Origin of the sequence: Acetobacter okinawensis JCM 25146 (assembly GCF_000613865.1) — a bacterium.
In the GTDB taxonomy this organism is placed as follows: Bacteria; Pseudomonadota; Alphaproteobacteria; order Acetobacterales; family Acetobacteraceae; genus Acetobacter; species Acetobacter okinawensis.
The window spans coordinates 1-24,178 of record NZ_BAJU01000036.1 but is presented as its reverse complement, the minus strand read 5'-3'; the positions used below and the strand labels follow the sequence as shown (position 1 = coordinate 24,178).

Here is a 24,178-nt window from a genome sequence, read left to right as displayed (position 1 = left end):
CACGCTCCGAGCGCAGGCGCGCAGGCCGTTGCCCACTCCACCGCCCCAGCACCTGTGCCGCCTCCACCAGTTGTGCTGGGGGAAAACCATATTTTTCCAGCAGTTCGGCCACCTGCCCCTCCTCGGGGCCGGGCATGAGCACACTGCCTGCTTCCATGCCGTCCTGTGGTGGCTGGATAACAAAATGGCGCTCGAATATCCGCCGTGCCTCACGCATACGCGGCAGCATGTCCAACGCCAGTGCCTGCCCATCGGGGTGGTTCATAAAAATGGCAAATGCATCAAACCCTGCCACCGTGTCGGGCAGACTATGGGTCTGGTGGTCAGCGCGCATTTGCAGGCGGTGTTCCGCATCACGCAAAAAGCGATAGGTGCGGGCCAGCACCTCGGCTTCCGCACGGGGCAGCCTGCCCGAACCCACCAGTTTTTTGAGCGCGCTAAAAGTGGTCTTGTCCCGCAGGCCGGGCTCGCGCCCACCCCAGACCAGTTGCATGGCCTGGGCAATAAATTCAATTTCGCGAATGCCGCCCTGCCCCAGCTTGAGGTTATGGCCCAAAAGCCATTCCCGGCTGGCATCCGGGTCCGCCAGAACAGAATCGGGCAGTTGTGCAAGGTCCGTACGCCCCGCCTTGCGGTAGCGGTCTATGCGGGCCTTCATGTCATGAATATCGTCTATCAGGGCAAAATCGAGGTGTTTGCGCCAGATAAAGGGTCTGATGGCCGCTAAAAAGCGCCGCCCCAGCGTAAGGTCCCCCGCCACGGCGCGCGCCTTTATCATGGCGGCGCGCTCCCATGTCTGACCCAGACTTTCGTAATATAATGTGGCGGCCTGCACTGTTACCGCAGGCGGCGTAGAGGACGGGTCGGGTCTGAGCCGCAAATCAGTGCGAAAAACATAGCCATTCGCATCGCGCGCTTCCATCAGGCTGACAAGATCGCTAGTCATACGCACAAATACACGTCGCACCGCATCTGACTGGGAATAGGTTGTGGGGTCGTACAACACTATCAGGTCGATGTCGGATGAAAAATTCAGCTCGCGCGCGCCAAGCTTACCCATGGCCAGCACCACCAGCCCACACCCCTGTGTTGGGTTTTCGGGGTGTGGCAGTTCAAGCTGCCCGGCCTCGCTGGCATGCCAGAGCAGATGTTTGAGCGCGAGTTCGAGCGCGGTCTCAGCCAGACGGCTGAGGGTCTGCGTGACATCCTCCAAAGACCAGACGCCACCCAGATCCGCAATTGCGCAAATAAAAGCTATACGCTTTTTGGCATGTCGGAGGAACGCCGCGACATACTCTCGCCCCGATGTGGCGTCAAACTGCGCACATGTTGCAAAAGCATCGAGCACACAGCTATCTGGCCCCTTGTCCAGCAGAGCCGCAAAGGCTTGAATATCCTCCCGCGCCAGATCGGACAGATACGGACTGTTCCCGCCAAGGCACAACATCAACGCGCGCGCCCCCGGCTGCGCCATAACAGAGGCTGCAACACCACTCTGGCTGGCCAGTTCCAGCATGTCCTCAACAAATACGGTGGCCTTGTGCCTGTCCGCCGGGGCAGGCCAGTCTGCATCCGGCCATGTCCGCGGGCCTTGCCTGCGGGTCTGCCTTACGTCACGGAAGAGAGAATGATCTGCCTGCGTCATGATATGGCCCGTACTGTGAACCATAAAGGCTTGCTGCGTTGACTCCCAACGGTCAAGAGACCTCCCCCCTGCGGGAACAAAAATTCCCCGTGCGCTGATTATTGGCGCATGCGTGCTGGTTGCCCTGCCATTTGTGGGGACTGCAGCGCTGCTGGACCGCGTGGCACTTGGCCCGCTCGACATTACGCCTCTGGTCCGGCCTTTCCTGCCCATTACCCTGATCAAGGGCGGGCATGGCGCCCCTCCTGCGGTCAGCCTACGCCTTGGTCACGCTGAACTGCGCTGGAAAGGCCTGCGTGACGGCAGCATAAGCTCCCCCATAACAGTCGCTTTGCAGGACCTCAGCTTTATTGCGCCAGACAACACAGCCCCCAACACCGTGCATGAGGCTGACGTAACACTCGACCCGCTTGCCCTGCTGCATGGGGGTATAAAGCTGCGTACCATCAATATCAAAGGCGTGCATCTGGCCCTGCGCCGCGCCCATGACGGCAGCGTGGGGTTTGACCTCGACCTGCCCGCAACACCCCAGACCCACCAGAACACCGGCCTGCAAACCTATGGGCTGGAAGAAGCCCATATAGACGATGCCACCATAAGCATGGATGACCGGCTGACCGGCACCCATTGGCTGGCATCCGACATTGGGGTCAACCTGCGTCTGCATACAATCGGGCATGGCACGGGTGTGAGTGGCGACGTAAAACTGAGCATTGCCCCACTGAACACCCCGGACGCCAAACTGGTGCTGAGCGCACACGGCGCGCCCACTGATAATAACCAGCGGATTACATGGCACCTGAGCACCAACACGCTCAACCCCGCCACCTTTGCCCCCCTGCCGCCCCGAACTGGCCAAAATCAATATTCCCCTGAGCATCACGGCAGACACGTTTTTCATACCCAGCGCAAAAGCCGCATGGCTGCTGCCGAGCACGCTGGAACTGACCGCCCTGATTGGCGCAGGACAAGTGGAAGCCGGTGGCTCACGCTATGAGGTGGACCACGGCAAGGCCAGCATTGCCGTCCACCTTGACCAGAGCCAGACACAGGGCACACCTGCGCAGATTACCATCCCCTCCATTAACCTGCTTCTGCGCAACCCCGGCACCCCCAATGACGCCACACGCGAACTGAGTGTGAACGTAAGCGGCACGCTCAATGCTTCCGACCTTGTAGAACCCGGTCGTATTAACGCCCGCCTGAGTGCGACCATCCCCCATGTGACGTTTGAGGACCTGGCCTATTACTGGCCAAGCCTTGCCGCCAAAGGCGGTAAAAAATGGGTAACCGAAAACATTACAACCGGCACCGCCACCAACCTTGTAACCACTGCCGAGCTGGGCAGCACCAGAGGCTGGAGCGGCATCAAACTGACCAGCATACAGGGCGGAATAGACGCAACGGGCCTGACCATCCACTGGCTGCGCCCCATATCCCCCATTCAGGGGCTGGATGCCCGGCTGGATATTGTCAGCCCGGACAAGCTGAGCATCCATTTTGACCACGGCTACCAGCTTGTAAACCGGACAGGCAAAAACGTCGGCCAGTCCGGCACAGGCCGCATTGAGGCCGGACCGGGCAGCATGGATATTGTCGGCCTGACCAAAAAAGACCAGACCGGCATTATAGAAACAGACCTGAGCGGCCCCTTGCAGGATGTTATGGCCCTGCTGGCAGAACCGCGCCTGCACCTGCTCTCCCGCCATCCGCTCAGCCTGACCCGCCCACGTGGCGCAGCCATGCTGCATCTGGGGTTAAGCCTGCCGCTGATCAGCCGTGTGACCATTAACGACATGAGCATCCACAGCCATGCCGATGTCAGCCATGCCTCCATGGGCAATGTTGTTGCCGGACGGGACGTGGCCAATGCCCGCTTTGGGCTGGATGTCACCACAGATGGTCTGGCCCTGAGCGGACGCGGGGTTATTGGCGGCCTCCCCTCCGAACTGACATACGATATGGACTTCCGCTCCCTCCCCCCTGATGCCGTCGCGGAAAAAGCTCACCTGACAACACGCATAACCCCCGATACGGCGCTGGCAGCGGGTATTGCCACTGGTCAACATTTTGATGGCAGCGCGGACCTTGCCGTAGATTATCAGCAACTTGCCAACCATACCGGCACGGTAGGTCTGAATCTGGATCTGAACCACGCGGATATTCACATCCCCATGTGGCACAAAACAGCAGGGCAGCCCGCACAGGCCTCCGCCACCCTGATGCTGGACAGAGGGCAGATTACAAATGTTGATCGCCTTCAGGCCACTGGACCGGACATGAGCGTTGTTGGCAAGGCACAGCTACGGGCCGGACATGCACCGGAACTGATTATTTCCTCCTTCCGGATCGCGCGCTCGAGTGGCCATGCCAGACTGGTACTGCCGCAGGACAAGTCTGGTAACATGATCCATGTTGGCGTTTATGCCGACACGCTCGACCTCTCCCCCCTAGTGGATGGAGACGAGCATGAGCACACGACGGCAGAAACCAAAAAACCCACGAACTACCACGTACCAGAGGCCGCAACCGGCAAGCTGCACGGCCCCCCCGGCACGGCATGGGCCATTGACCTGAGCGCCAACCAGCTCTGGTACAGCAAGAACAAGCAACCACTGCGCACCGTGCAGGCCTACTTTGAAGACAACGGCCTGCGGCTGGAAAAAATGCATTTTACCATGCAAGGTCCGGTTACTGCCAGCATGAGCCTTATGCCAACAGGGGCCAACCGTACCCTGCATGCGCATATTCCCGACATGGGAGCTTTTCTGGCAGCTTTTGGCATTCTACCCGACGTCAAGGGTGGGCAGGCCAGACTGGACGGCACGTTTGATGACACACTACCCGCTGCCCCCTTTAGCGGTAAGCTCAGTGTTACGCCGTTTACGCTCAAAAAGGCGCCAACCACCCTTCAGGTCGCGCGCAATATCTCACTCTATGGCTGGCTCAATGCTCAGGATGCCAATGACTTTCAGGTCACGCATATGAACATGCCTGTAACGTTTGAAGATGGTGTGCTGGAAATTCATGATGGCACGGCAGGCAATACCGCACTGGGTGCCACTCTGGAGGGCAGGGTCAACCTTGACCGTAACAGCATAGACCTGAACGGCACCGTAGTTCCCATATTTGCCCTGAACACCCTGCCCGGCAAGCTACCGGGCATTGGCAGGCTGTTCAGCCCGGAAAAAATGGGGGGCTGCTGGCCATTACCTTTGGCGTGACGGGCAAGCTGGAAGACCCGACACTGCACATCAACCCCTATTCCATTTTTCTGCCCGGCGCATTGCGCGAGATGTTCTGAACACACACCTCGCCAGCTCCGCTGGTATGCTTGACTAATGCGCCTGTGGGGGCAGCGTATGTTGCGACGGCAGGTCCGATGCCGCAGCGCGGGAGGCGGATGTATCCACCCCGCCCCCTCCATCGGGCAGATCTGCATCGCTTTCTTGTAAAAACACGGGGTCCTGCACGGTGTGGTTTATGGTGGCACTCAGCGCGCCGTCATGCACCAGTCCACGTAGGGAGGCATCCTCATCCCCCATATCCGTATCCACCCCATTACCGCTGACTTCGCCTACCGCGCGCAGGACCAGACCAGTACGGGGGCGGACCTTCTCGCCCAGCCAGTGGCGGGTGTGAGAGACAACGCTCGACGCATCCGCGCCTGTGCAGGGCTGCATATGGGTCAGGGTTATAGTTTCGGTTGTAACAAGCGCCTGCGCGGGAGGCGCGCGCTCGGGGTGTCCGCCGCCCGGAGCCTGTGTGGCAAATACCGTGCCCGAGGGAACAACAACCAGTGTTTGCGCTGCTGCGCCGCCTGTGCGCTCAGGCAGACCGTCACTGGCTCTGCTACCCCCTGTGCAAACGCCGCGCGAGGCAGCGCACCACAGGCAGCACATAACGCAAGAAGCACCGTGGTGTGGCCATAGCTTCTGTTCCGCATTCCATCCCTTTCCTGCCCGTTGGCACCGCTGGCCCCTGTGCGCCGCTGTTACGGGTGTGCGGGGGCCTCCTGCTGCAAACCGGAAGGAATGACAAACAGGCTGTCTGGCTGGGCCGCACGCCGTACACTAAGTGCACGCACCGTAATCTGCCCCCCCTGCGCTACCTGTAGCAGCAGGCCGTCAGCCGTGTAGCAGGCATCCGTCGGGTGGCCATCCGTATCTTTTGTGCGCCACACTGTGCACTGCTCACCCGCCACAACGGAACTCCCCAATCGTGCATAGGAGCCTGTCGTTGCGGGTTGCCCCGGTGGTGTCAGCTGCTGCGTGCCGGGTACGGGCATGATGCTTACCCGCTTGCGCCCCATATCCACCACACTCAGGGTTCTGTCCTTCCAGGACGTGAGCATGAACACGGAGGATTTGTCCGGGTCCAACCGCTGACGCAGGGTAGCAGTCTGCCAGCGCATACGCTGGCGGGTGCTGACATCCCCTTGGGGGGAGGCGAGCTCATACTCCACATCCACATCCACCGATGGGGTAATGGCCGGTGCATCTGCCCCTGCCCCGTCGGGCGCGCTGGTTGTGGTAGAGCCTGCCGTCTGCGGTGTGGTCTGGGCCTGAACGACCACTACGGGGCATGCCAGCCCAAGGGCTGCCACCAGCATGGCACTACGCTGCAAGAGCATGGAATGACCTTTCATTACCGGTTCTCTCCTTCCGGGTTGGTGTTGCCGGTGGGTAAGGTGGCCGTAGGACCAACACCTGTGGTGGAAGGTTGAGACTGGGACTGCGTTGCAGCATCCGGGCGGGGTGAGTGTGGCGTCACCTCCACAAAACCGGCAGGTGGCTGAAAAGCACTGACCGGCACAATGTCATACGCCACCTTTGTGGCGCGCAGGCTACCGTTAAGCCCGTCCACATCCACGCCATCCTGCTGGAGCACAAACCCGTCATCCGTCACGCAGGTCTCGGCCTTGCCCTGAGCAAAAACCGCCCGCCATGTGGTGCAGGGCTGGCCCGCTACCACGCTGCTCCCCGTTTTGGTAAACTGCATGGACATATCCAGCAAAAATGGGTTGCGCACCCCTTCTTGCTGCACCAGTCGGGTGTAGATGTGGCGATCGTTGATAATCACCAGCACTTCCTGTGCCGCACGGTTGATAATCACCGCACCACGGCTCTGGTCGCCTTCCATGCTGGTCATATAGTTAATCCGCATCAGCCCGCCATCGCCCGAATACAGTACCTGCACGTGGCGGCTGGCAACGGGTGTGTCCGCCTTGGCACCGGCCTGCAAATCCTGTTCGGTCGGGCGGGGCTGAAAGACATAGTCAATCACCGCATCACGCCCGGGCGTCAGGCGCGGATGGTCGGTTGCAAGCTGGGCATGCGAGGGGGCAGCAGTAATGGCAGACACGCCCAGAACGCCCGCTGCGCACAGGCCCGATACACGCAGGCTACGTAGGCAGGCCGATAAAGATTTGTCTGTCACCAAGTCCATCTCCGTTATTGCCCGACCAAAGCCACTTATGCGCGCGGCCCTGAGCAGACTGTCTGTTCAAGTTCTGGCGGCGTTACATGCCGCGAATTTCTGCTTCCAGCATATCGGGTGCCACCACATCGGGCCAGCAGGGCTGCATGCTTACGGCGCGCTCAAGTTGCTGCTTATAGTCTGCGGCCGGAATTTCCACCCCGCCAAAACGGGCCAGATGCTCGGTTCCAAACTGGGTGTCGAGCAGAATAAAGCCCCCAAGGCGCATGCGGGCGACCAGATGCACAAGTGCAACCTTGGAGGCATCCGTGACCTTGCTGAACATACTCTCCCCAAAAATACGCCACCGAGTGCAACCCCGTACAAACCGCCCACAAGCTCCCCCTCTACGCGGCATTCCACGCTATGGCCAAACCCCATGGTGTGCAGCGCACAGAACAACTGGTAAATGCGGCTGTTGATCCACGTGCTCTCCCGCCCTTTGGCTGGAGCCGCGCAACCACGCATGACAGCGGGAAAGTCCTTGTCCACGCACACCTCAAACCGGCCGGACAGTACCGTCCGTCGCAAACGTTTGGGAATATGGAATGTCTCCAGCGGCAGGACGCCGCGCGGGTCGGGGTCATACCAGCTCAGGGTCGGGTCATCTTCGCCTTCGGCCATAGGGAACAGGCCTACTGCATAAGCCCCCAGCATGAGTTCTGGCGTCAGGCCATCGGGCATGTCGTATTGGCTCCCATGTTGTTTTTTTCGGCACCAGTTAACGTGCAACCGGCTTTTGCCGCACTCGTTATCAGCCATGACCCGCATACGGTGTAGCGCACCCGGCCCGATATGCTACCCTGCCGGGCGACATAAACACATCCCTGACCGGCCCACCATGCCGCACCCTGGAGATTTTTTGTGACCACCGATGCCCCACGCCTGATCCGCTCTTCCCGCCTGCTGGACGGGGTGGAAGACCGCATCCGCGCCGAGTTCAATGCTCCCCCTCCGCCAGAACAGGCACTGGACACAGCAGCCCTGCTGGAACTTGCGCATGCTTACCAGCCCTTTGCTGTGCTGGTGACACACACCGCCCCCCTGAAAGGGGCGGACGTGGACGCCCTGCCGCAGAGTGTCCGTCTGGTTGCTACAGTCAGCGTCGGGCTGGATCATCTGGACGTCCCGGCCCTGCTCGCGCGTAATATTGCCGTCTCCAACACCCCCGACGTACTGACCGACTGCAATGCCGATCTGACCATCATGCTGATTCTGGCCGCAAGCCGCAGGGCGGCTGAATACTATACGCTCATGAAGGCGGGATGGGGGCATACACTGGGTATGGGCGAAATGCTGGGCCACCGCGTAACAGGCAAACGTCTGGGCATAGTGGGTATGGGCCGGATAGGGCAGGCCGTTGCAAAACGGGCACGCGGGTTTGACATGTCCATCCTCTACCACAACCGGCGGCGACTTGACCCGGCAGAAGAGGCTGGCGCCACCTATTTTGACACGCTGGAGGACATGCTGCAGCACTGCGATATACTCAGCCTGCACATGCCCGGCTCCCCTACAGCCCCGCCGCTTATCAACGCCCGCACGCTTGGGCTGCTGCCGCGCGGCAGTGTGCTGGTCAATGCCGCACGCGGTTCCCTGATTGATGAAGATGCACTGATTGCGGCCCTGCGCTCCGGCCAGTTATTTGCTGCCGGTCTGGATGTTTTTCGCAACGAACCAAACCCCAACCCGGCGCTGCTGTCACTGCCCAACCTGTTCATGACCCCCCATGTGGGCAGCGCGACACTGGAAACCCGGACAGCCATGGGCATGCTGGCACTTGATAACGTCAGTGCTCTGGCGGCAGGCAGGCCCCTGCCTTCTGGCGTAAGCGCGTAAACCTGCAACAGGGGAAACACATACCATGACCATGCGGCTGTTCTGCACCCTTGCCATAGGCTTTTGCGCCCTGCTCTGGTACCCGGCCTTCCATTATCAGGGCGTTTTACGGGTACTGGCGATCAGTTTTCTGGCTATGGCCGTTATCACGACATTTCTGGAGCGCGCAGACCCGCCTGCACCGTCCAAAAAATAAAAGCCCGTCCGGCAGGGCTGCGGGGCCGCGTAAAGCAGCCCTGTGCCTCCCCCCATGCGGAACACTGTACGCAATGGGGGGAGGCTGGTCTTTACAGCTTTTCGCGCCCTTCAAGGCTGTCACGCAGGGCGAGTGCAGTGTCCCGCACTACGGGGCCGTGCTCACGCTCAAGCCTGCGAATGGTAAAATGTGCGCGGGCAAGTGCACGGTAGTGGTTGAAAAACGCTGTATTAAGCGATGCACCACACAAAGCCCCGGCAACCGGCATAAGCTGGACGGAAATTTTTTGCCCAAGAGCCAGCCCGTAATGCGAGGCCACTTCGGCTATCAGCATCACAACCGGGCGGCCACGCAGTACGGCACGGGCGGAAAAATACCCCAGTTCGCTCTCCTCGCCATTCCTGCGGTTGGGAAAAGCCTTGAGGGCAAACACCTCCAGACAGGCGCGTCGGGCATCTGGCTGGCTCAGGTCCTCGCCCTCCTCACGGGCGATCCGGGCAATCTCGCGCATGATGGTCAGGGTGGTAAAGCCGATGTCTGGTGCAAGCCCCGCAAGCCCTGCAAAGCCACCCACAGCGCCCGATACCGCAACCGCCGCCTGAAGGCCCGGTGTGCGCCAGCGCGGTTCCTCCATGGCTGTATCTGCCGGGCCTTTCATGCCCAGCACGGCCACATCAAACGCACGGGTAATGGCGGTTTCGGCCAATGCGCGCAGCTTCTGCTCCATATTGGGCGCCATGCCCAGACCCCGCATGCCCAAACGCGCAGCATGGCCAACGGCCCCCCCCATAAGATCCGCCAGACGCACCAGAACGCCACGCCCGGATTCCACTGCAACCAGAGCTGTTTCAAGTTCCCCCAGTTCGCGCCCACTCAGCGCCAGTGGGGTCAGGGCAGTGCCTGCTGTTTCCTTCATGCTCATACGTGCCTTTCCTGCCTGCTACCTGCCTCATTTACAGCAAATGCGACAACCGGCGCCGCGTGAGCGCCGTAATGCTATGTATTCGGGGCAATTATAACAGGCTGGCCCCATGAAAAACAGATGACCTGTTACAACGCGCTCCCCTGCGTCCACACAAACAGCGTTGTAAGCGTGGCCTGCAGCCCTTACACAACTCATGAAGAATCTGGCTTAACGCCGTGCCGCTTTTAAGGAGCTTTCCTCATGGCTGGTCTTTTCCGCCTTTTTTCCTCACGCGCAAACCGTACCACACATGGCCATAACCTGAGCCGTATGGGGTGCATGGCCTCCATTCTGGCACTGGCCGCCTGCGCCACACCCGAACACAAAACCTACGACATGGCGCTGGCCGACGCCCGCACGGACCCAGCCCTGTGCCAGTCCATCCGTTACTACCCACTTCTGGCAGAAGCATGGCAAAAAGCCACATGGGCACGGATGTTGATGCGCAGGAGGCATCGGCCCCCGCACCGGGCAGCCTGCCGCACATCAAGGTTACGGCCTCCACAGCCATGCCGAATGTGAACTTTCCGCCCTACTCCCAGCGGGCCTGCCGCATGACCGTGCAGGTGGGCAGCCATGCGCCGGAAACGGGATTCATGACCGTGGCCTACTTCATGCACAACGGCAAAGTAGACACATCACTGGTTAAATGGAACTCCGACACCGAGGTGTCCCAGTATTACGATGCGCTGAAAGCCAAGATCAGCAGCGGTGTGGACATGGACAACCCCACCCTGAAGGCCTGCATGACGCACTACCCAGCCTTGCAGACAAACAGCACAGACCCGTCCGTGCAGCAGGCAGCTGTGGGCTTGCGCGCCCTGCTTATCCGCCACTGCATGGCGGACCATGCGGCCCTTAAAAACCTGTATTCGGACATGTATTTTATTCACCGCTAAAGCCTGCGGTATGCGCCATGCAGTGGATTCTGCCCCACCCCTTGCATTAAGGCGCAAAAACCGCATCCTTCCTCCATCAGGTCCACCATCCAGAGGATACAGACCCCATGAAGTACCAGTCCATTGCTCCTGACTTTGCCGTAACAGGGCAGATCGCACTGAGCGATATTCCCGCAATCAAGGAAGCCGGGTTTAAAACCGTTATCTGCAACCGCCCTGATGGCGAAGAAGCAGGCCAGCCCACGGCAGAAACCATTGGCGAGGCCGTGCGCGCGGCTGGCCTGACCTTTATTGCCATTCCCGTGGCCTCTGGCGTGCCCCCCACCTCTGACGTGGTGCTTGAAACGCAGGAAGTGCTCAACACGCTGCCGGGGCCATATTTTGCCTATTGTCGCTCCGGCAACCGCTCGGCACAGACATGGATGCTGGCCACACAGTCCTGAGCCGCACCCAACCACTACACGGCACGACAAAACAAAGGCCGCCCGGTTAGGCGGCCTTTGTCACAATAAGTTGATCCGGGCGTGACAGCACCTGCCTCAAGACCCTTCTGTCCACCTTCCCATCTGGCAGAGCGCCTGCCAGTGCTCTGCCGAAACCGGGCAGACAGACAGGCGGGACTGCCTGACAAGAGCCAGTTCCTCCAGCCCCGGTTCGGCCTTGATCTGAGCCAGTGTTACAGGTTCCGGCATGGGGCCAACTGCCCTGACATCCACACACACCCAAGCACCACTTTCGGCCGTTGGATCAGGGTAGGCTGCACGCACCACCTCCACCACGCCCACAATCGCACGCTGCACGTTGGAGTGGTAAAAAAAAGCCCTGTCCCCCACCTGCATGGCGGCCAGGTTCTTTTTGGCCTGATGATTGCGAACTCCGGTCCATGGCTCTACATCGTTTGCAACCTGCTCATCCCAACTGAATGCGTCAGGCTCGCTCTTTATCAGCCAGAATGCCATGTTATTCAGCCAGCTGCCCGTCGCGGAAAACCGTGCGCAGCGGGCGCACGATCACGCTCTCAAACAGGTCCACCTTGGCGTAGGGGTCAGCTGCGGCAAAGCCCTCCGCACTGGCACGGTCTTCGGCCTCAAGCAGGATCAGGCTACCGCAAGGCTTGCCGTCCGCACCCAGCTGCGGGCCGCCAAACTGGATGGCCGCCTTGTTCAGTTCCAGAAAAGCCAGATGCTGGGCGCGGGTGGCCATGCGCAGCTCCAAAGAGTCAGGGCGATCCGTACAGATAATGGCGAACAACATGCCTCTTTTTCCTTCTGTTGTGTCTTACGGGCATGGTCGCCCATGAAGAACTGCATCGTGTCAGACCGCTTATAATGCTATAAAGGAGACAACAGCAGTCCCACTTTGAGACATATCGCCCCCCACGGGCAAGGGTATTCCCCCTGCCTTGCAACCAGACTGACGGAGCAGACCAACTTTTGAGCGCCTCACCGACCCTTGTCGCGCGTACTGGCAGTTTTTTCCACCGGTATGCCAACCCCGGCCGGTTCCTCAAGCTGGGGGCGCGTCTTCAGCCCTGGCTGACATGGCCTGCCATTGCCTTTACCCTTGCCGGACTTGGCTGGGGGCTGTTTTACTCCCCCGCCGACTGGCAACAGGGGGATTCCGTGCGCATTATGTATGTGCATGTGCCTGCCGCCATGCTGGCCTCTGGTGGGTATGCGGGGCTGGCCCTGTGTGGCCTGCTCTCACTGGTATGGCGCCATCCTCTGGCGGACCTTGCTGCGGTGGAAATCGGGCCGGTGGGGGCATGCATTACAGCGCTCTGTCTGGCGACCGGGTCCATCTGGGGCAAACCCATGTGGGGAACATGGTGGGTGTGGGATGCACGCCTGACCTCCGTGCTGGTACTGTTTTTTCTCTACCTCGGGCATATCGCCCTGATCCGCGCGTTTGATGACCCGCAGCGCGGCTACCGGGCCGCCGCCATTCTTGCGCTGGCCGGGGCTGTGGACCTGCCGATCATCAAGTTCAGCGTACAATGGTGGAACACCCTGCACCAGCCTGACAGCATTACCCTGACAGGAGCCCCCACCATGTCCGCCTCCATGCTGTGGCCGCTTGCGCTCTCCACCATCGGGTTCTCGCTTGGGTTTGCTGCCATTGTTGTGGCCCGCACCCGTGCGGCAGTGATGGAAAGCCGCATCCGCGCCCTGCTCTCCTCCCCCCGCCGTGGCGGAGGTGCGGCATGACCCATCTGCCCTATATTGTTGCCAGCTACGGGCTGGCCGCCATTATGGCACTTGTTCTCTCCATTGGTGCCGCACTCAGGCTCCGGCGCGCCAGAGCCAGATTGGCGGCCCTTGAGCAGACCAACAACCGCAGCGCAGGAACACCCTTTACCCCATGACCCGCAAGACCCGTCGCCTCTGGCTTGTCATTGCCTGTGTTGCCTGCCTTGGCACCGCGGCCGCCCTGATCCTGCGGGCGTTCTCTTCTGACATTGTTTTTTTTGTAACGCCCTCTCAGGTAGAAGCCTCGCCCCCTCCGGCGGACCGTACCGTCAAGCTGGGCGGCATGGTCGTTGCAGGCTCAGTCAAGCGTGACAAACACGGCGAAACCCCCATCGCCACCTTTGCCGTAACCGATGGTCAGGCCGCCGTAACCGTGCATTACGAAGGCATTCTGCCTGACCTGTTCCGCGAGGGGCAGAGTGTGGTCGCCATTGGCACGGTCCAGCCAGACCATGACTTTGTCGCCAGCGAAGTGCTGGCCAAGCATGATGAGACCTATATGCCCAAGGAAGTGGCGGAAGCCCTTAAAAAATCCGGCAAATGGGACCCCCGCTTTGGCCCGCCACCCAGTGCTGCAAGCTGGAACACCATGACCGTGCAGGACGCAGGCAAAAACCTTTCCGCCCCCACGACTGCGCCGAACTGAACCGCCTGAAAAAGAAGACGGGAGCCTCCCCCCTGATATGTTAAGCCCCGAACTTGGACATTACGCCCTTGCGCTGGCCTGTGTGCTGGCTGCCGTGCAGGGTATTATCCCCCTTATTGGTGCCTCCCGGCGCGATGTGCGGCTTATGGCGCTGGCTCCCGGCCTTGCCATCGGGCAGATGATCGCCCTTGGCGTCTCCTTCCTCAGTCTAGTTTACGCGGCTGTTACGGATGATTTTTCGGTCCAGAACATTGCCGAAAACAGTGCCGTTTCCAAACCTCTGCTCTACAAAATCACCGGCGTATGGGGGAACCACGAGGGCTCCATTCTGCTCTGGGCTCTTATTCTGGGCCTGTGTGGTGCTGCTGTGGCAGCGTTCGGGCGCAACCTGCCCTCCGCCCTGCGTGCCCGCGTTATTGCCGTACTGGGCCTTGTGGCAACAGGGTTTGAACTGTTCTGCCTGACAACATCGGACCCATTTGCACGGGTCTGGCCCGCCCCCATGGACGGGCAGGGCATGAACCCCCTGCTACAGGACCCCGGTCTGGCCTTCCACCCCCCCATTTTGTACACAGGGTACGTTGGTTTTGCCGTGCCATTTGCCTTTGCCATTGCGGCACTGATTGAAGGCAGAGTGGATGCAGCATGGGGCCGGTGGGTACGCCCATGGGCTGTGGCGGCATGGTGCTTTTTGACCTGCGGCATCGCCATGGGGTCATGGTGGTCCTATTACGTGCTGGGCTGGGGCGGCTACTGGTTCTGGGACCCGGTGGAAAACGCATCCCTCATTCCCTGGTTGACCGGCACAGCACTCATCCATTCCGCCATTGTGGTGGAAAAGCGCGAAGCCCTTAAAATCTGGACCGTGCTGCTGGCAATTGGCACTTTTTCGTTCTCGCTATCGGGCACGTTTCTGGTGCGTTCGGGTATTCTCAATTCGGTGCATGCCTTTGCCAACGACCCAGCGCGCGGGGTGTTCATTCTGGGGCTGCTTGGGGTGGTGATTGGCGGATCGCTGGCTCTGTTCGCCTACCGCGCGCCAACCCTGACGGCTGGTGGACTGTTTGCCCCCGTCTCCCGCGAGGGGGCGTTGGTTCTCAATAACATTCTGCTGTGCTCCCTGTGCGCCGTGGTGCTGACCGGCACCATGTATCCGCCTTTCATGTCCCTGCTGTTTGACCGCACCATATCGGTTGGCAAACCGTTCTTTGACGCAACCACCATTCCACTGGCGTTGCCGCTCTTCATCTTCATGGGGTTTGGCCCCATGCTGCCATGGAAGCGTGCGCAACTGTGGCCCGTGCTGCAAAAGCTCTGGCTGGCAGCCATTGTGGCCGCCGTAGCCTGTGCCGTGGCGGTGTTTACACTCTCTGGCGTGCTGCCGATCCTGTGTGCCGCTGCTGCCTTGTGGATTATTGCCGCAAGCCTGACAGACATTGCCGAGCGCACACGCCTGTTCCGCACATCTTTTGCCACCTCCATCCAACGTGCGCGCATGCTGCCACGCGCCATTGTGGGCACCGCCATTGCCCATGCGGGTGTTGGCATTACCGTGCTTGGCCTTGCCGCCATGTCTCAGGCACAGCACAAAATTGTGGAAGTCCCCATTGGCACCACTGAACAGCTGGCAGGTTATGAGTGGACACTCAAGGCGGTGGAAGATGAACCCGGCCCCAACTACACGGCCATGGTGGCAACGCTGGAAGTCCGGCGTCATGGCCGGTTGATTACGGTCATGCACCCCTCCAAACGCAGCTTTAACAGCCAGAACCAAACCACCACAGACGTTGCCATCCATACCAACCTGCTTGCCGACCTGTACGGCGTTCTGGGTGACAGGCATGGCTCGGACACCAGTCCCACCTATGTCCTGCGCCTGCATTACAACCCGCTGGCCCCATGGATGTGGCTGGGCGCGCTGATTATGGCGTTTGGCGGGGCTTTGTCCCTGTCTGACCGGCGTATGCGTGTTGGTGCCCCCCAACGGGCCAGACCCTCCCCCGCAACCACGAGCGTATCATGAGCACACCGACTGACAACCTGACCCGCCGCCGCCTGCTTATGGCCCTGCCGCTGGCCGGAGCCGGTGTTGCGGGCCTTGCCTTCTGGAAAATGCTGAACGGCATGGAGCACGGCTCGTTCAACCCGCACGACATCAACGCGCCGGTACTCGACCGGCCCGTGCCAGATTTTCCACTCACACCCCTGCCCCCAACCGAAGGGTTTACGGCGCAGGACCTGCAACGCACCAGCAAACCGGTCCTGATCAATTTTTTTGCCTCATGGTGCATTCCCTGCCTTGCGGAGATGCCAACACTCATGACCCTGCAAGGCAAGCTGGACATCTGGGGCATTGCCTACAAGGACAAGCCTGAGAACACCGCCAGCTTTTTACGCCACTCTGGCAATCCCTTTACGCATCTGGGGGATGACCATACGGGGCGGGCCGGTATGGAATGGGGGATTTCGGGCGTGCCAGAAACATTTCTGGTTGGGCCGGGCGGCGTCATCCGCTGGCACACGGCAACCCCGCTCACGGAAGACACCATTAACACGGTGCTCCTGCCATTAGCCCACAGGTTGCAAACACCATGACGCTGCGCCGCAGACTGATTGCCTGCCTGGCAGTCCTTGCCCTTATGGCAACGCCCGCTCTGGTACTGGCCGTGGACGACCCGTCCGAAATGCTGAGTGACCCACAGCAGGAGGCACGTGCGCAGGCCATTGGCGCGCAGTTACGCTGCCTTGTGTGCCAGAATGAATCCATTGAAGACAGCAGCGCAAGCCTTGCCCGCGACCTGCGCCGCGTTGTGCGCGAGCATGTTGCCAAGGGTGAGGATAACAAACAGATCATGGCGTGGATGGTCAGCCGCTATGGCAACTTCATCCGCCTTAAACCTGCCTTTTCCGCTGGCACACTCCTGCTTTGGGCCATGCCTGTTCTGGCCTTGCTCATGGGGCTAGGCACGGCTTTTCTGTTCTATCGCCGTAGGGCGTCCGCCCCCCCGCCCCCTCCTCTGACTGAGGACGAAAAGGCCCGTCTGGCCAGACTGACAAAGGACTGAGAGCATGATCTGGTTTTCCATCGGGCTGCTCAGCCTGCTTGCACTTACCCCAGCGGCTTTAACTCTGCGTGGACGTGCGCGTGCCATTCGTGATGAACGCAGCACTGCCCTTGCCCTGCATGAAGCCCAACTGGCCGAGGTTGACCGTGACCTTGCCATTGGCCTGATCGCCCCTGCCGAACATGACGTAGCCTTGCTGGAAATCCAGCGCCGTATTCTCTCGGCCGATGCGGCTCCCTCCGCTGCGCGGGCCAAAAGCTCGGCCCTGCTGGGCTGGTTTGCACTTGCGGCAACCCCCGCGCTGGCAGTGGCGCTGTACCTGACAAACGGCGCACCCTACCTGCCCGCCCAACCCCTCGGGCCACGGCTGGTGGCCCAGCATATGCAGAACCGCAAGACCGATGCGCTTATTGCCCAGCTTCAGCAAGCCGTTGGTGCCCTGCCCGCCGATGACCCCAACCGCAGGCAGGGCTACCTTCTGCTCGGCCAGTTACAGGCATCGGGCGACCACTATGCGCAGGCGGCAGAGGCATGGGGCCGTGCATTGGCTCTGGGCTTTGACCCGGAACTGGCCGCACGCACGGCAGAGGCCATGACCCGCGCAGAACACCATGTAAGCGCACAGGCGCTGGACCTGTTCCGCAAAGCGCTGGATGCAGCGCCTAAAGACGCAGGCTGGCGTTCTGCCGTGCAGGGGCGCATTGCCCAAGGCGAGCATGAACAGGAAAACCCGTGAGCGCTCAGTCGCGCTAGCCTAAAAACCACCACCGGGGCGGGGGGCAAAGCCACGCCCCCAGACATCTTCCTTCGCCCGCATGCGGGGTGGGCGCGGCTGGCACGAGATAAGATACAACCCCACGACAAACACGATGTTGGAAAACGCGTTGAACCACACAGCCGTCCCAAAAGAGGGGGGAGATGTGAGTGCTTGATACACAACGTACAGGGCAAAGGGGATGGAGATAATCCGCACGCTGACAAGCATGTGCCGCAACGGGTTGGCCTGCCCTGGCTTAACCAGTACGCGCAGGCGGCCAAGACCGATAAAAAAGCTCACGCACAGGCACCAGACCAGCACGTTAAAAATCATATTGCCAAAGTCGTTCATGCCCGTAAGCACAAACACAGCAATAATGGATACGGCGGAAAGCAGCAGAGAGCCAAACTGGCAGCTCATGCCCGCATCAAACGCTGCAAAGCGTTCAGGCAGCCTGTCCGCCATGGGCTGGCATACCTGATCAAGCAGCCAGCTATCCATCCGTGTTATACGTTCACCCAATGTCATGGCAGCATCCATAACGGATTATGCTGTGCGATGCACGTCCGTGCCATGCATCGCACATGTGCAGCCTTTTCCCTGCGGGTCAGGCGCTTTTTGTGGTGTCGGCTGCGGGCAGCACGCCATCGGGCGTATGCTTGTCCACCGCGTCAGGCAGAAAATGAACCAATGCCGTAACAACGGCATCGGCTGGCAGGCCCGTTTTTGCCACCAGATCATGCACGGCATCGCTGCCGAGTATGGAGCGGATTTCATCCGGGGTGGCGGGTACGTTACCGCTCTGGCTGACCCATGAGCGCACCTTGTCCCCCAGACCTGCCTGATCGGCCCGGTCCAGCAGAGACTGGATCGTCTGTGGCTGCGTCAGGGACTGGAGCTGCTGCTTGAGCAGAGTCTGAACATCCCCACCCAGAACGCTTTCAACCTTACCTACAATATTCTGAAAGAAATCAGACATATCCATCATCTTTCCCATATACGCCACCATGGTGGCCAAGCGGCTGATCCGGCCTTATTATCATCATGGACCGAATAACGGCTCCATGCGATAGTTATAAATAGAAGCTGGTAGCAGACCGACCTTTCCCTTTTGAGAAGCGATAGCTGATATGCGTCTGAACCCACAAGGAAAAAAGGGAAAAACGGTCTACGGTCATTACCAGAATCCCGACCTTCCTCTGTTGCAACAAAGTAGCCATCGTGCCCAGTCTTTCTTTTCCCCTGCTTGACAGGATCGGTCGCCTGCGCACCTTCCGCCCGCTGGGCCCGCCGGGTGTGCAGCGCAAGCTACCTTTAGGCTGGCTGCTGGCCCCCACGCCTTCGGCCATTGGTTTTGCGCTGCGCACAACTGCGGCCGCACTTATCTCCCTTGTCATTGCCTTGTGGATGGAACTGGACGACCCGCAATGGGCCGCCATGACCGTATGGATCGTGGCTCAGGGCTCCCGCGGGGAGAGCATGTCCAAGGCTCGCTGGCGTCTGGTGGGTACGGCCATTGGGGTGGTCATGTCCATCACCCTCATTTCAGCTTTCAACCAGACGGCGTGGCTGTTTTTCCCCGCTCTTTCCATCTGGTTGGGACTATGCTGCGGGCTTGCCACCCTTGTGCGCAACTTCCGCTCCTACGCACTGGTACTGGCAGGCTACACAACGGCCATTATTGCCATAGGTGCCATTCCACACCCCGAAAATGTGTTCATGACCGCCATGTCCCGCGCAACCTATATTGTGCTGGGCATTGTGTGCGAAAGCACGGTTGCGGGACTGTTTGCCCATAATCTGGCAGAGACCGCACGCCGCAACATCCGCGACAAACTTTGCACCGCCCTGAGCAACGTGTCCGAAGCGGTGGCAAGCCTGCTGGCGGGGGATGAGGAAGCCCTGATTCGCTCACGCGCCATGTTCGGGCCGATCCTCTCCATTAACGACCAGATCGAATTCTCTGAAGCCGAAATGGGACCGCACGGGCATGAGGGCGACCACGCCCGCGCTGCTCTGGCGGCTGTTTCGGTCCTGCTCTCCCGAGGGTTGGGCATGACCGTACGCTTGCAATACGTGCAGACCGATCAGCCCATCTTCCGCCAGACGGCCTCCAATGTCAGCACCTATCTGAGCGGACTGCCGCACCGGCTGAATACGGAAAACGGCGTCCGTGCGATCCTGCGCGACCTGCAACTGCTCCGCGCGGAATGCCACCAGCAGATTGTGGATGCGCTCACGCATGAAATCGGCTCCGCTTTTACGCTGGAAGACGAACACGCCCAGATTTCCGCCCTGCTGGACGGACGAATCCTGCACAACGCCATGGATGAACTGCTGGGTGAGTTGGAGCAGGCTATTCGTGAATACGATGCCAGCCAGCACTTTATTCGTGGCGACCATTTCCACTTCCGCCTTCAGTCCCACGTGGACAAGCGCGAGGCCGCTTATAATGGAGTCCGCGCCGCTGTAGCACTCAGTGCCGCCGGGCTGGTGTGGGAGTGCACGGCGTGGCCAACGGGGCTTGGCTTTATTACATTTGTAGCCATTGTGTGCGGCCTGTTTGCCACGCGTGAAAACCCGGTCGTTGCCACAACACAGTTTATGATCGGCGGCATATGGGCAGCACTTGTTGCCTTTTTTCTGGTCTTTTTTATCCTACCCACGCAAGCCAATTACGAAATGCTGGTGGCAACACTGGCTATTCCAATGTTTGCCGGGGGGCTGGCGGCCCGTAATGCCGGTACGGCCCTGCATTCTGCCGCCTACACACTGCTGCTGCCCAACTTTGTCCATCCTCTCAACCAAGGTCGGGTGGATGAGGTCACATGGTTCAATTCCACATGGGCCATTCTGCTGGGCGTGTTTTTTGCGGTGCTGATCTTCCGCGCAGTATTACCGTTTAACAGTGCAGCAGAACGCTGGCGCATGCGCCGGACACTGCTGCGTGACCTGCGCACACTGGCCTCGGCCGAGCCCACACCCATGACGCGGGACTGGATTGGCCGCAACATTGACCGCTTTGCCCGCTTGATCCGCCACGCTGGCCCCACGCCCTCCCCCACTATTGAGGGATGCCTGCAAGGCACGCTGGCAGCCATGACCATAGGGCTGAACATCATCCGCCTGCGCGCACTACTCCACCGCAATCAGATCCCCCCCGCTGCACGCAGGGCTATAGAAATTGTGATGAAGCGGATGAGCCACTTCACAGGCAAATACGGCCACACGGCCCATGCCGCACGCGTAGCCACAACCGCGTTACGACGGATGGAAGCAGTCGAGCCCAATATTTCTACCCGCATTGAACTAACCCGCGCCATTGCCTACCTGATCGTGGTCTCCCACGAGCTGGACGCCAATGCGGTTTTCCTGGATGCAACGCGACCCTACCGCGCGGTCTGATTAAAAACCTGCCACAAGGTTAAGGTTTTTTTCCCCTTAACCTTACTCCCCCTCCACAAGAAGAAGAGCGAATTGTGTGGTGGTGTTGGTCTGCGCTGCTTCAGTGCGCTTCAACATCATGAAAGCGGGTATAATCCACCGTAATGCGCCCATCTGGGCGAGAGAGCACAATATCCACAAAACGGTGGTTATGCTGCACCCGGTCGAACCTGTAAGCGGTTCTTGCAAACACGGTCTGGCCCAGTGCCTCGTCCGTTCCGGTTACGGTCACAATAATTTCGGCCTCTTCCCCTTCCAGCTCAGCAACGGTCTTGCCGTGCAAAGGACTATCCGGGGTAATGACATGGGCCATAACAAAAGCAAAGCGCAGGACCGGCACATGGGATTGCATAAGCAGAAGCTGGTCAAACTTACGCACCAGATGTCCGTTATCACTCATGACCAGACGGGACAGAGCGACTTCAATATCAACTGATAAAATAACGCTCATCCGCAAATTGGCAATGCGGATACATAAGGCAGGAATACCCCCCTCATTACTGATCACAGCGATATTGCTGAACATCAGCCGGGCACGGGGGCGAGCAAAACGGGCAAAGACAACGCCAGTGGCAAGGGCGGTCAACATCATGCCCACAAAGACCTCAAGCGACACAACCGCGTTGGCATAGGCCCCAATCGGGCTCATGGTGCCATACCCCACAGTGGAGAGCGTTTGCACACTAAAGAAAAACAAAGACAGCAGCACACCATGCGACAAGCCGGTAATCTGCCCCGGCGCCAACATGTACAGCAGTGCAAACACAAGGTTGATCAGAACATAAGACACAACGGCAATAGCAGCAAAAGCAGGCCAGCTTGCCGTAAGCGCATGGTGGTAGAGGTCACTCCATACGCTATCTTTCAACCCTACGCGCACCACGTCCCGGTGGCTTTTTTCTTCCACCAGCGCATGTGCCCGAAAACGCCGTACCGCCTCCTTGGTGGTCAGACGGAAACGCCCGCCTTCCTTGGTATGGAGGTCAGGTGTGACGTCCTCCAGCTTGGTATGGCGTTCTGCCTCCCCTTTATGATTGCGCTTTTTGTAATGGTGGAAAAATCTTTTCATAATCACCGCTCCGTGCGCACAGCCATGCAAAAAAGCCTGCGCATTATTGCGGTCTTACACAACAATGCGCATTTTCGCTCCATGAATTACGCATGGAAGACCTGCTTAACTTGCGGTTATCCTCTGTATATCTAAAATGTGTGTATTCGGTTCTGTAAAGTATCTGTTATCTAATTAACTTCCAACATGACACATTGCTTTGATTAAGTCACACTGTGAACTAATTCTATTAGCCCATCAAATTTATTTTCCTGGAAACAGAATAGGCTATTTATTCCACACTATTCTCTTCTCTCTCTAACTGAGAGACAAACGGATGATATGATTCAACAAAATACAGCGGTCTATTTTTTGTCTCGTTGAAAATTCTTCCCACGTATTCTCCTATCAATCCCAATGTCATCAACTGTATGCCGCCCAGAAACAGAATAACAGTCATCAAGCTGGGATAACCGGGGACGTGAGAGCCAGATATTACTGTAAAAATTATAACCCACACACCGTAAAATGCCGCAAAAAAAGACACCGCAAAACCGAGATACGTCGCCAGTTGCAAAGGTAATACCGAAAATGAGGTAATCCCCTCCAAAGCCAGATTCCACAAAGACCAGTAGTTAAAGCTGGTTTTTCCACCTAACCGCGGCGCACGATCATACAGCAGTTCCTTGGACGGATAACCAACCCAACAGAACAGGCCTTTCATGAAGCGATGCCTCTCTCGCATCTGCAACAGATCATTCAGCAACCGACGACTCATGAACCGAAAATCACCTGTGTCTGGCGGAATAACAATCCGATTACCCAGCTTGGTCATAATCCGGTAAAAACCCCACGAAGTCAGTCTTTTGAGCAGACTTTCCCCTTTCCGCAGCCGCCTGCGGGCATAAACCATATCCACATTATCAGACCGCGCAGCGATCATCTCCTGAATAACCTCTGGCGGGTCCTGTAGGTCAGCATCAATAACAACCACACCATCTGTGCCGCGCGCATAATCCAGCCCTGCGGTCAGCGCAATTTCCTTACCAAAATTTCTGGAGAGATTAACACTGGAAATCCTCGGGTCCTGCCGTTCCAAATCGCGGATTGTTGCCAGTGTCTGGTCGGTTGAGCCATCGTTTACATAAACGACCTCCCATGCCTGCCCCACAGCATCCATGACTGCGCATAATCTTTTATGGAATTCTGCAAGAACTAAATGTTCATTATAGCAAGGAACAACAATACTTAAATCAACTTCTGCAGACATATTAAAAGAATTTCCTTGCACTATAATGGTATTGAAAAAAGAAAAATTGCACATGCATATCTAAAACAATAAAATCTGTGCACTTTTCTTAGATATCCCATATATGACCTGACCTGTGTAGCATATGCCAATCAGGCTGGTCCACTCAGGCTCCGAGCCTTGCAGAGCTCAATATGAGCCCCTGCTCCGCCTGAATACGGCGGAAATATTACCCTGTTATAGAACCACAAAAGTATGTAGCATTTTTTTTAGGTGTTAGATAAAAGCGGGCTGTAAATCATGAAAAAATGGTCATGGTAAAGGAAATTTCGTGAACATTTTAAACAGTCAGATTGCTAAAGATGCTCTGGCATACTGTGCATATCTCGTTTTTTTTAGCATTGTTTACATCACGTCCCTCACGACAATTTACGGTTTCTCCGATGATTATTTCTATATAGCATCGACCCACACCCAATTGTTCGACCTCGTGTCCATGATAACACAAAGTGGACGACCCATTTACGCTATATTAAGCACCATTTATATTTGGGTTTCAAATATTCCGGACTTACGCTGGACACGATTACTGTCTCTCGCCGGGATTGCTGCACTTTCAACACTCTTCATGAAACATTTAAAAGAAAACTCGAGTTTTTCGTCAATTGTATGCGCAATTTTTGCTGCGTGTATTGGTCT

General features: G+C 58.4%; 25 protein-coding genes and 1 pseudogene. 14 read left to right on the top strand and 12 right to left on the bottom strand.

Going from position 1 to position 24,178, the window contains the following annotated elements:
• Positions 1-1,645 (bottom strand): [protein-PII] uridylyltransferase family protein (locus JCM25146_RS12315; protein WP_025828303.1); only part of this gene is annotated, 1,645 nt, incomplete at its 3' end.
• Between the two features lie 830 nt (positions 1,646-2,475).
• Between JCM25146_RS12315 and JCM25146_RS25020 the strand changes: the two genes are divergently transcribed.
• Positions 2,476-4,869 (top strand): AsmA-like C-terminal region-containing protein, encoded by a 2,394-nt coding sequence (locus JCM25146_RS25020; RefSeq protein ID WP_456303745.1) that lies wholly within the window; start codon positions 2,476-2,478, stop codon positions 4,867-4,869.
• Positions 4,870-4,983: 114 nt separating this feature from the next.
• Here JCM25146_RS25020 and JCM25146_RS19270 read toward each other — a convergent pair whose 3' ends face one another.
• The 4 genes and pseudogenes from JCM25146_RS19270 to aat all read right to left on the bottom strand — a co-directional run bounded on the left by JCM25146_RS19270 (position 4,984) and on the right by aat (position 7,807).
• The gene (locus JCM25146_RS19270; protein ID WP_148299080.1) at positions 4,984-5,547 is read right to left on the bottom strand and encodes a hypothetical protein; all 564 of its coding nucleotides are present in this window, start codon (positions 5,545-5,547) and stop codon (positions 4,984-4,986) included.
• Positions 5,548-5,639: 92 nt separating this feature from the next.
• Positions 5,640-6,293: a hypothetical protein gene (locus tag JCM25146_RS12300; RefSeq protein ID WP_242401107.1), complete on the bottom strand. Its 654-nt coding sequence runs from the start codon at positions 6,291-6,293 to the stop codon at positions 5,640-5,642.
• Positions 6,293-7,093, bottom strand: a complete 801-nt coding sequence (locus tag JCM25146_RS12295) for a DUF4412 domain-containing protein (protein ID WP_035372609.1) — start codon at positions 7,091-7,093, stop codon at positions 6,293-6,295. Before JCM25146_RS12295 ends, JCM25146_RS12300 begins: the two co-directional genes overlap by 1 nt.
• Before the next feature lie 73 nt (positions 7,094-7,166).
• A pseudogene (gene aat / locus JCM25146_RS19265) lies at positions 7,167-7,807 on the bottom strand (leucyl/phenylalanyl-tRNA--protein transferase).
• 180 nt (positions 7,808-7,987) lie between these two features.
• Between aat and JCM25146_RS12280 the strand changes: the two are divergent.
• Both JCM25146_RS12280 and JCM25146_RS22520 read left to right on the top strand, forming a co-directional pair.
• Positions 7,988-8,962, top strand: a complete 975-nt coding sequence (locus JCM25146_RS12280; RefSeq protein ID WP_025828296.1) for a 2-hydroxyacid dehydrogenase — start codon at positions 7,988-7,990, stop codon at positions 8,960-8,962.
• Positions 8,963-8,987: 25 nt separating this feature from the next.
• The gene (locus JCM25146_RS22520; protein ID WP_159101994.1) at positions 8,988-9,158 is read left to right on the top strand and encodes a hypothetical protein; all 171 of its coding nucleotides are present in this window, start codon (positions 8,988-8,990) and stop codon (positions 9,156-9,158) included.
• A 91-nt stretch (positions 9,159-9,249) separates the two neighbouring features.
• Here the strand turns inward: JCM25146_RS22520 and JCM25146_RS12270 are convergent, their stop codons facing one another.
• Positions 9,250-10,074 carry an EcsC family protein gene (locus JCM25146_RS12270; RefSeq protein WP_025828294.1) on the bottom strand — a complete coding sequence of 275 codons (825 nt, stop codon included), beginning with the start codon at positions 10,072-10,074 and terminating at the stop codon, positions 9,250-9,252.
• Between the two features lie 249 nt (positions 10,075-10,323).
• On the opposite strand from JCM25146_RS12270, the gene JCM25146_RS24030 reads away from it, so the two are divergent.
• From JCM25146_RS24030 to JCM25146_RS12260, 3 genes are all read left to right on the top strand, one after another.
• Positions 10,324-10,644: a hypothetical protein gene (locus JCM25146_RS24030; RefSeq protein WP_242401105.1), complete on the top strand. Its 321-nt coding sequence runs from the start codon at positions 10,324-10,326 to the stop codon at positions 10,642-10,644.
• The gene (locus JCM25146_RS19260) at positions 10,548-11,021 is read left to right on the top strand and encodes a hypothetical protein (protein ID WP_242401104.1); all 474 of its coding nucleotides are present in this window, start codon (positions 10,548-10,550) and stop codon (positions 11,019-11,021) included. Before JCM25146_RS24030 ends, JCM25146_RS19260 begins: the two co-directional genes overlap by 97 nt.
• Before the next feature lie 107 nt (positions 11,022-11,128).
• Positions 11,129-11,464 (top strand): TIGR01244 family sulfur transferase, encoded by a 336-nt coding sequence (locus tag JCM25146_RS12260; protein ID WP_025828292.1) that lies wholly within the window; start codon positions 11,129-11,131, stop codon positions 11,462-11,464.
• Positions 11,465-11,560: 96 nt separating this feature from the next.
• Here JCM25146_RS12260 and JCM25146_RS12255 read toward each other — a convergent pair whose 3' ends face one another.
• Both JCM25146_RS12255 and JCM25146_RS12250 read right to left on the bottom strand, forming a co-directional pair.
• On the bottom strand, positions 11,561-11,980 hold the full coding sequence (locus tag JCM25146_RS12255; RefSeq protein ID WP_025828290.1) for an EVE domain-containing protein: 420 nt from the start codon (positions 11,978-11,980) through the stop codon (positions 11,561-11,563).
• A 1-nt stretch (position 11,981) separates the two neighbouring features.
• On the bottom strand, positions 11,982-12,275 hold the full coding sequence (locus JCM25146_RS12250) for a YciI family protein (protein ID WP_025828287.1): 294 nt from the start codon (positions 12,273-12,275) through the stop codon (positions 11,982-11,984).
• Positions 12,276-12,454: 179 nt separating this feature from the next.
• On the opposite strand from JCM25146_RS12250, the gene JCM25146_RS12245 reads away from it, so the two are divergent.
• The 7 genes from JCM25146_RS12245 to ccmI are packed head-to-tail and all read left to right on the top strand — an operon-like array spanning position 12,455 to position 17,717.
• Positions 12,455-13,228, top strand: coding sequence for a heme ABC transporter permease (locus JCM25146_RS12245; protein WP_025828286.1), 774 nt, complete (start codon positions 12,455-12,457; stop codon positions 13,226-13,228).
• Positions 13,225-13,386 carry a heme exporter protein CcmD gene (gene ccmD, locus JCM25146_RS21630; RefSeq protein WP_081774862.1) on the top strand — a complete coding sequence of 54 codons (162 nt, stop codon included), beginning with the start codon at positions 13,225-13,227 and terminating at the stop codon, positions 13,384-13,386. Before JCM25146_RS12245 ends, ccmD begins: the two co-directional genes overlap by 4 nt.
• Positions 13,383-13,916 carry a cytochrome c maturation protein CcmE gene (gene ccmE / locus JCM25146_RS12235; protein ID WP_025828284.1) on the top strand — a complete coding sequence of 178 codons (534 nt, stop codon included), beginning with the start codon at positions 13,383-13,385 and terminating at the stop codon, positions 13,914-13,916. The genes ccmD and ccmE overlap by 4 nt, the downstream gene beginning before the upstream one ends.
• A gap of 37 nt (positions 13,917-13,953) precedes the next feature.
• A complete protein-coding gene (locus JCM25146_RS12230; protein ID WP_025828281.1) occupies positions 13,954-15,939 on the top strand; it encodes a heme lyase CcmF/NrfE family subunit in 1,986 nt (661 codons plus the stop codon).
• Positions 15,936-16,511, top strand: a complete 576-nt coding sequence (locus JCM25146_RS12225; protein ID WP_025828279.1) for a DsbE family thiol:disulfide interchange protein — start codon at positions 15,936-15,938, stop codon at positions 16,509-16,511. Before JCM25146_RS12230 ends, JCM25146_RS12225 begins: the two co-directional genes overlap by 4 nt.
• Entirely contained in the window at positions 16,508-16,981 is a 474-nt protein-coding gene (locus JCM25146_RS12220; protein ID WP_025828277.1) for a cytochrome c-type biogenesis protein, read from the top strand. Before JCM25146_RS12225 ends, JCM25146_RS12220 begins: the two co-directional genes overlap by 4 nt.
• Positions 16,982-16,985: 4 nt before the next feature.
• The gene (gene ccmI / locus JCM25146_RS12215) at positions 16,986-17,717 is read left to right on the top strand and encodes a c-type cytochrome biogenesis protein CcmI (RefSeq protein ID WP_025828276.1); all 732 of its coding nucleotides are present in this window, start codon (positions 16,986-16,988) and stop codon (positions 17,715-17,717) included.
• An 18-nt stretch (positions 17,718-17,735) separates the two neighbouring features.
• On the opposite strand, the gene JCM25146_RS12210 is transcribed toward ccmI, so the two are convergent.
• On the bottom strand, positions 17,736-18,266 hold the full coding sequence (locus JCM25146_RS12210; protein ID WP_025828274.1) for a hypothetical protein: 531 nt from the start codon (positions 18,264-18,266) through the stop codon (positions 17,736-17,738).
• 79 nt (positions 18,267-18,345) lie between these two features.
• Positions 18,346-18,717 (bottom strand): YidB family protein, encoded by a 372-nt coding sequence (locus JCM25146_RS12205; RefSeq protein WP_025828272.1) that lies wholly within the window; start codon positions 18,715-18,717, stop codon positions 18,346-18,348.
• Positions 18,718-18,959: 242 nt separating this feature from the next.
• On the opposite strand from JCM25146_RS12205, the gene JCM25146_RS12200 reads away from it, so the two are divergent.
• Positions 18,960-21,143: an FUSC family protein gene (locus tag JCM25146_RS12200; protein ID WP_025828270.1), complete on the top strand. Its 2,184-nt coding sequence runs from the start codon at positions 18,960-18,962 to the stop codon at positions 21,141-21,143.
• Positions 21,144-21,243: 100 nt separating this feature from the next.
• Here the strand turns inward: JCM25146_RS12200 and JCM25146_RS12195 are convergent, their stop codons facing one another.
• Together JCM25146_RS12195 and JCM25146_RS12190 are read right to left on the bottom strand one after the other, a co-directional pair.
• Positions 21,244-22,251 carry an ion channel gene (locus tag JCM25146_RS12195; protein WP_081774864.1) on the bottom strand — a complete coding sequence of 336 codons (1,008 nt, stop codon included), beginning with the start codon at positions 22,249-22,251 and terminating at the stop codon, positions 21,244-21,246.
• A 271-nt stretch (positions 22,252-22,522) separates the two neighbouring features.
• The gene (locus tag JCM25146_RS12190) at positions 22,523-23,500 is read right to left on the bottom strand and encodes a glycosyltransferase family 2 protein (protein ID WP_025828267.1); all 978 of its coding nucleotides are present in this window, start codon (positions 23,498-23,500) and stop codon (positions 22,523-22,525) included.
• Between the last annotated feature and the right edge of the window lie 678 nt (positions 23,501-24,178).

What these genes read in the sequence shown, in the direction of transcription:
- ccmD (WP_081774862.1), top strand. Translation starts at nt 13,225, where the DNA reads ATGACCCATCTGCCCTATATTGTTGCCAGCTACGGGCTGGCCGCCATT.
- JCM25146_RS19260 (WP_242401104.1), top strand. Translation starts at nt 10,548, where the DNA reads ATGGGCACGGATGTTGATGCGCAGGAGGCATCGGCCCCCGCACCGGGC.
- JCM25146_RS12250 (WP_025828287.1), bottom strand. Translation starts at nt 12,275, where the DNA reads ATGTTGTTCGCCATTATCTGTACGGATCGCCCTGACTCTTTGGAGCTG.
- JCM25146_RS12260 (WP_025828292.1), top strand. Translation starts at nt 11,129, where the DNA reads ATGAAGTACCAGTCCATTGCTCCTGACTTTGCCGTAACAGGGCAGATC.
- JCM25146_RS24030 (WP_242401105.1), top strand. Translation starts at nt 10,324, where the DNA reads ATGGCTGGTCTTTTCCGCCTTTTTTCCTCACGCGCAAACCGTACCACA.
- JCM25146_RS12205 (WP_025828272.1), bottom strand. Translation starts at nt 18,717, where the DNA reads ATGTCTGATTTCTTTCAGAATATTGTAGGTAAGGTTGAAAGCGTTCTG.
- JCM25146_RS12195 (WP_081774864.1), bottom strand. Translation starts at nt 22,251, where the DNA reads ATGAAAAGATTTTTCCACCATTACAAAAAGCGCAATCATAAAGGGGAG.
- JCM25146_RS12255 (WP_025828290.1), bottom strand. Translation starts at nt 11,980, where the DNA reads ATGGCATTCTGGCTGATAAAGAGCGAGCCTGACGCATTCAGTTGGGAT.
- JCM25146_RS12230 (WP_025828281.1), top strand. Translation starts at nt 13,954, where the DNA reads ATGTTAAGCCCCGAACTTGGACATTACGCCCTTGCGCTGGCCTGTGTG.
- JCM25146_RS12300 (WP_242401107.1), bottom strand. Translation starts at nt 6,293, where the DNA reads ATGAAAGGTCATTCCATGCTCTTGCAGCGTAGTGCCATGCTGGTGGCA.
- JCM25146_RS12210 (WP_025828274.1), bottom strand. Translation starts at nt 18,266, where the DNA reads ATGACATTGGGTGAACGTATAACACGGATGGATAGCTGGCTGCTTGAT.
- JCM25146_RS19270 (WP_148299080.1), bottom strand. Translation starts at nt 5,547, where the DNA reads ATGTGCTGCCTGTGGTGCGCTGCCTCGCGCGGCGTTTGCACAGGGGGT.
- JCM25146_RS12225 (WP_025828279.1), top strand. Translation starts at nt 15,936, where the DNA reads ATGAGCACACCGACTGACAACCTGACCCGCCGCCGCCTGCTTATGGCC.
- ccmI (WP_025828276.1), top strand. Translation starts at nt 16,986, where the DNA reads ATGATCTGGTTTTCCATCGGGCTGCTCAGCCTGCTTGCACTTACCCCA.
- JCM25146_RS12295 (WP_035372609.1), bottom strand. Translation starts at nt 7,093, where the DNA reads ATGGACTTGGTGACAGACAAATCTTTATCGGCCTGCCTACGTAGCCTG.
- JCM25146_RS22520 (WP_159101994.1), top strand. Translation starts at nt 8,988, where the DNA reads ATGACCATGCGGCTGTTCTGCACCCTTGCCATAGGCTTTTGCGCCCTG.
- JCM25146_RS12270 (WP_025828294.1), bottom strand. Translation starts at nt 10,074, where the DNA reads ATGAAGGAAACAGCAGGCACTGCCCTGACCCCACTGGCGCTGAGTGGG.
- JCM25146_RS12190 (WP_025828267.1), bottom strand. Translation starts at nt 23,500, where the DNA reads ATGTCTGCAGAAGTTGATTTAAGTATTGTTGTTCCTTGCTATAATGAA.
- ccmE (WP_025828284.1), top strand. Translation starts at nt 13,383, where the DNA reads ATGACCCGCAAGACCCGTCGCCTCTGGCTTGTCATTGCCTGTGTTGCC.
- JCM25146_RS12220 (WP_025828277.1), top strand. Translation starts at nt 16,508, where the DNA reads ATGACGCTGCGCCGCAGACTGATTGCCTGCCTGGCAGTCCTTGCCCTT.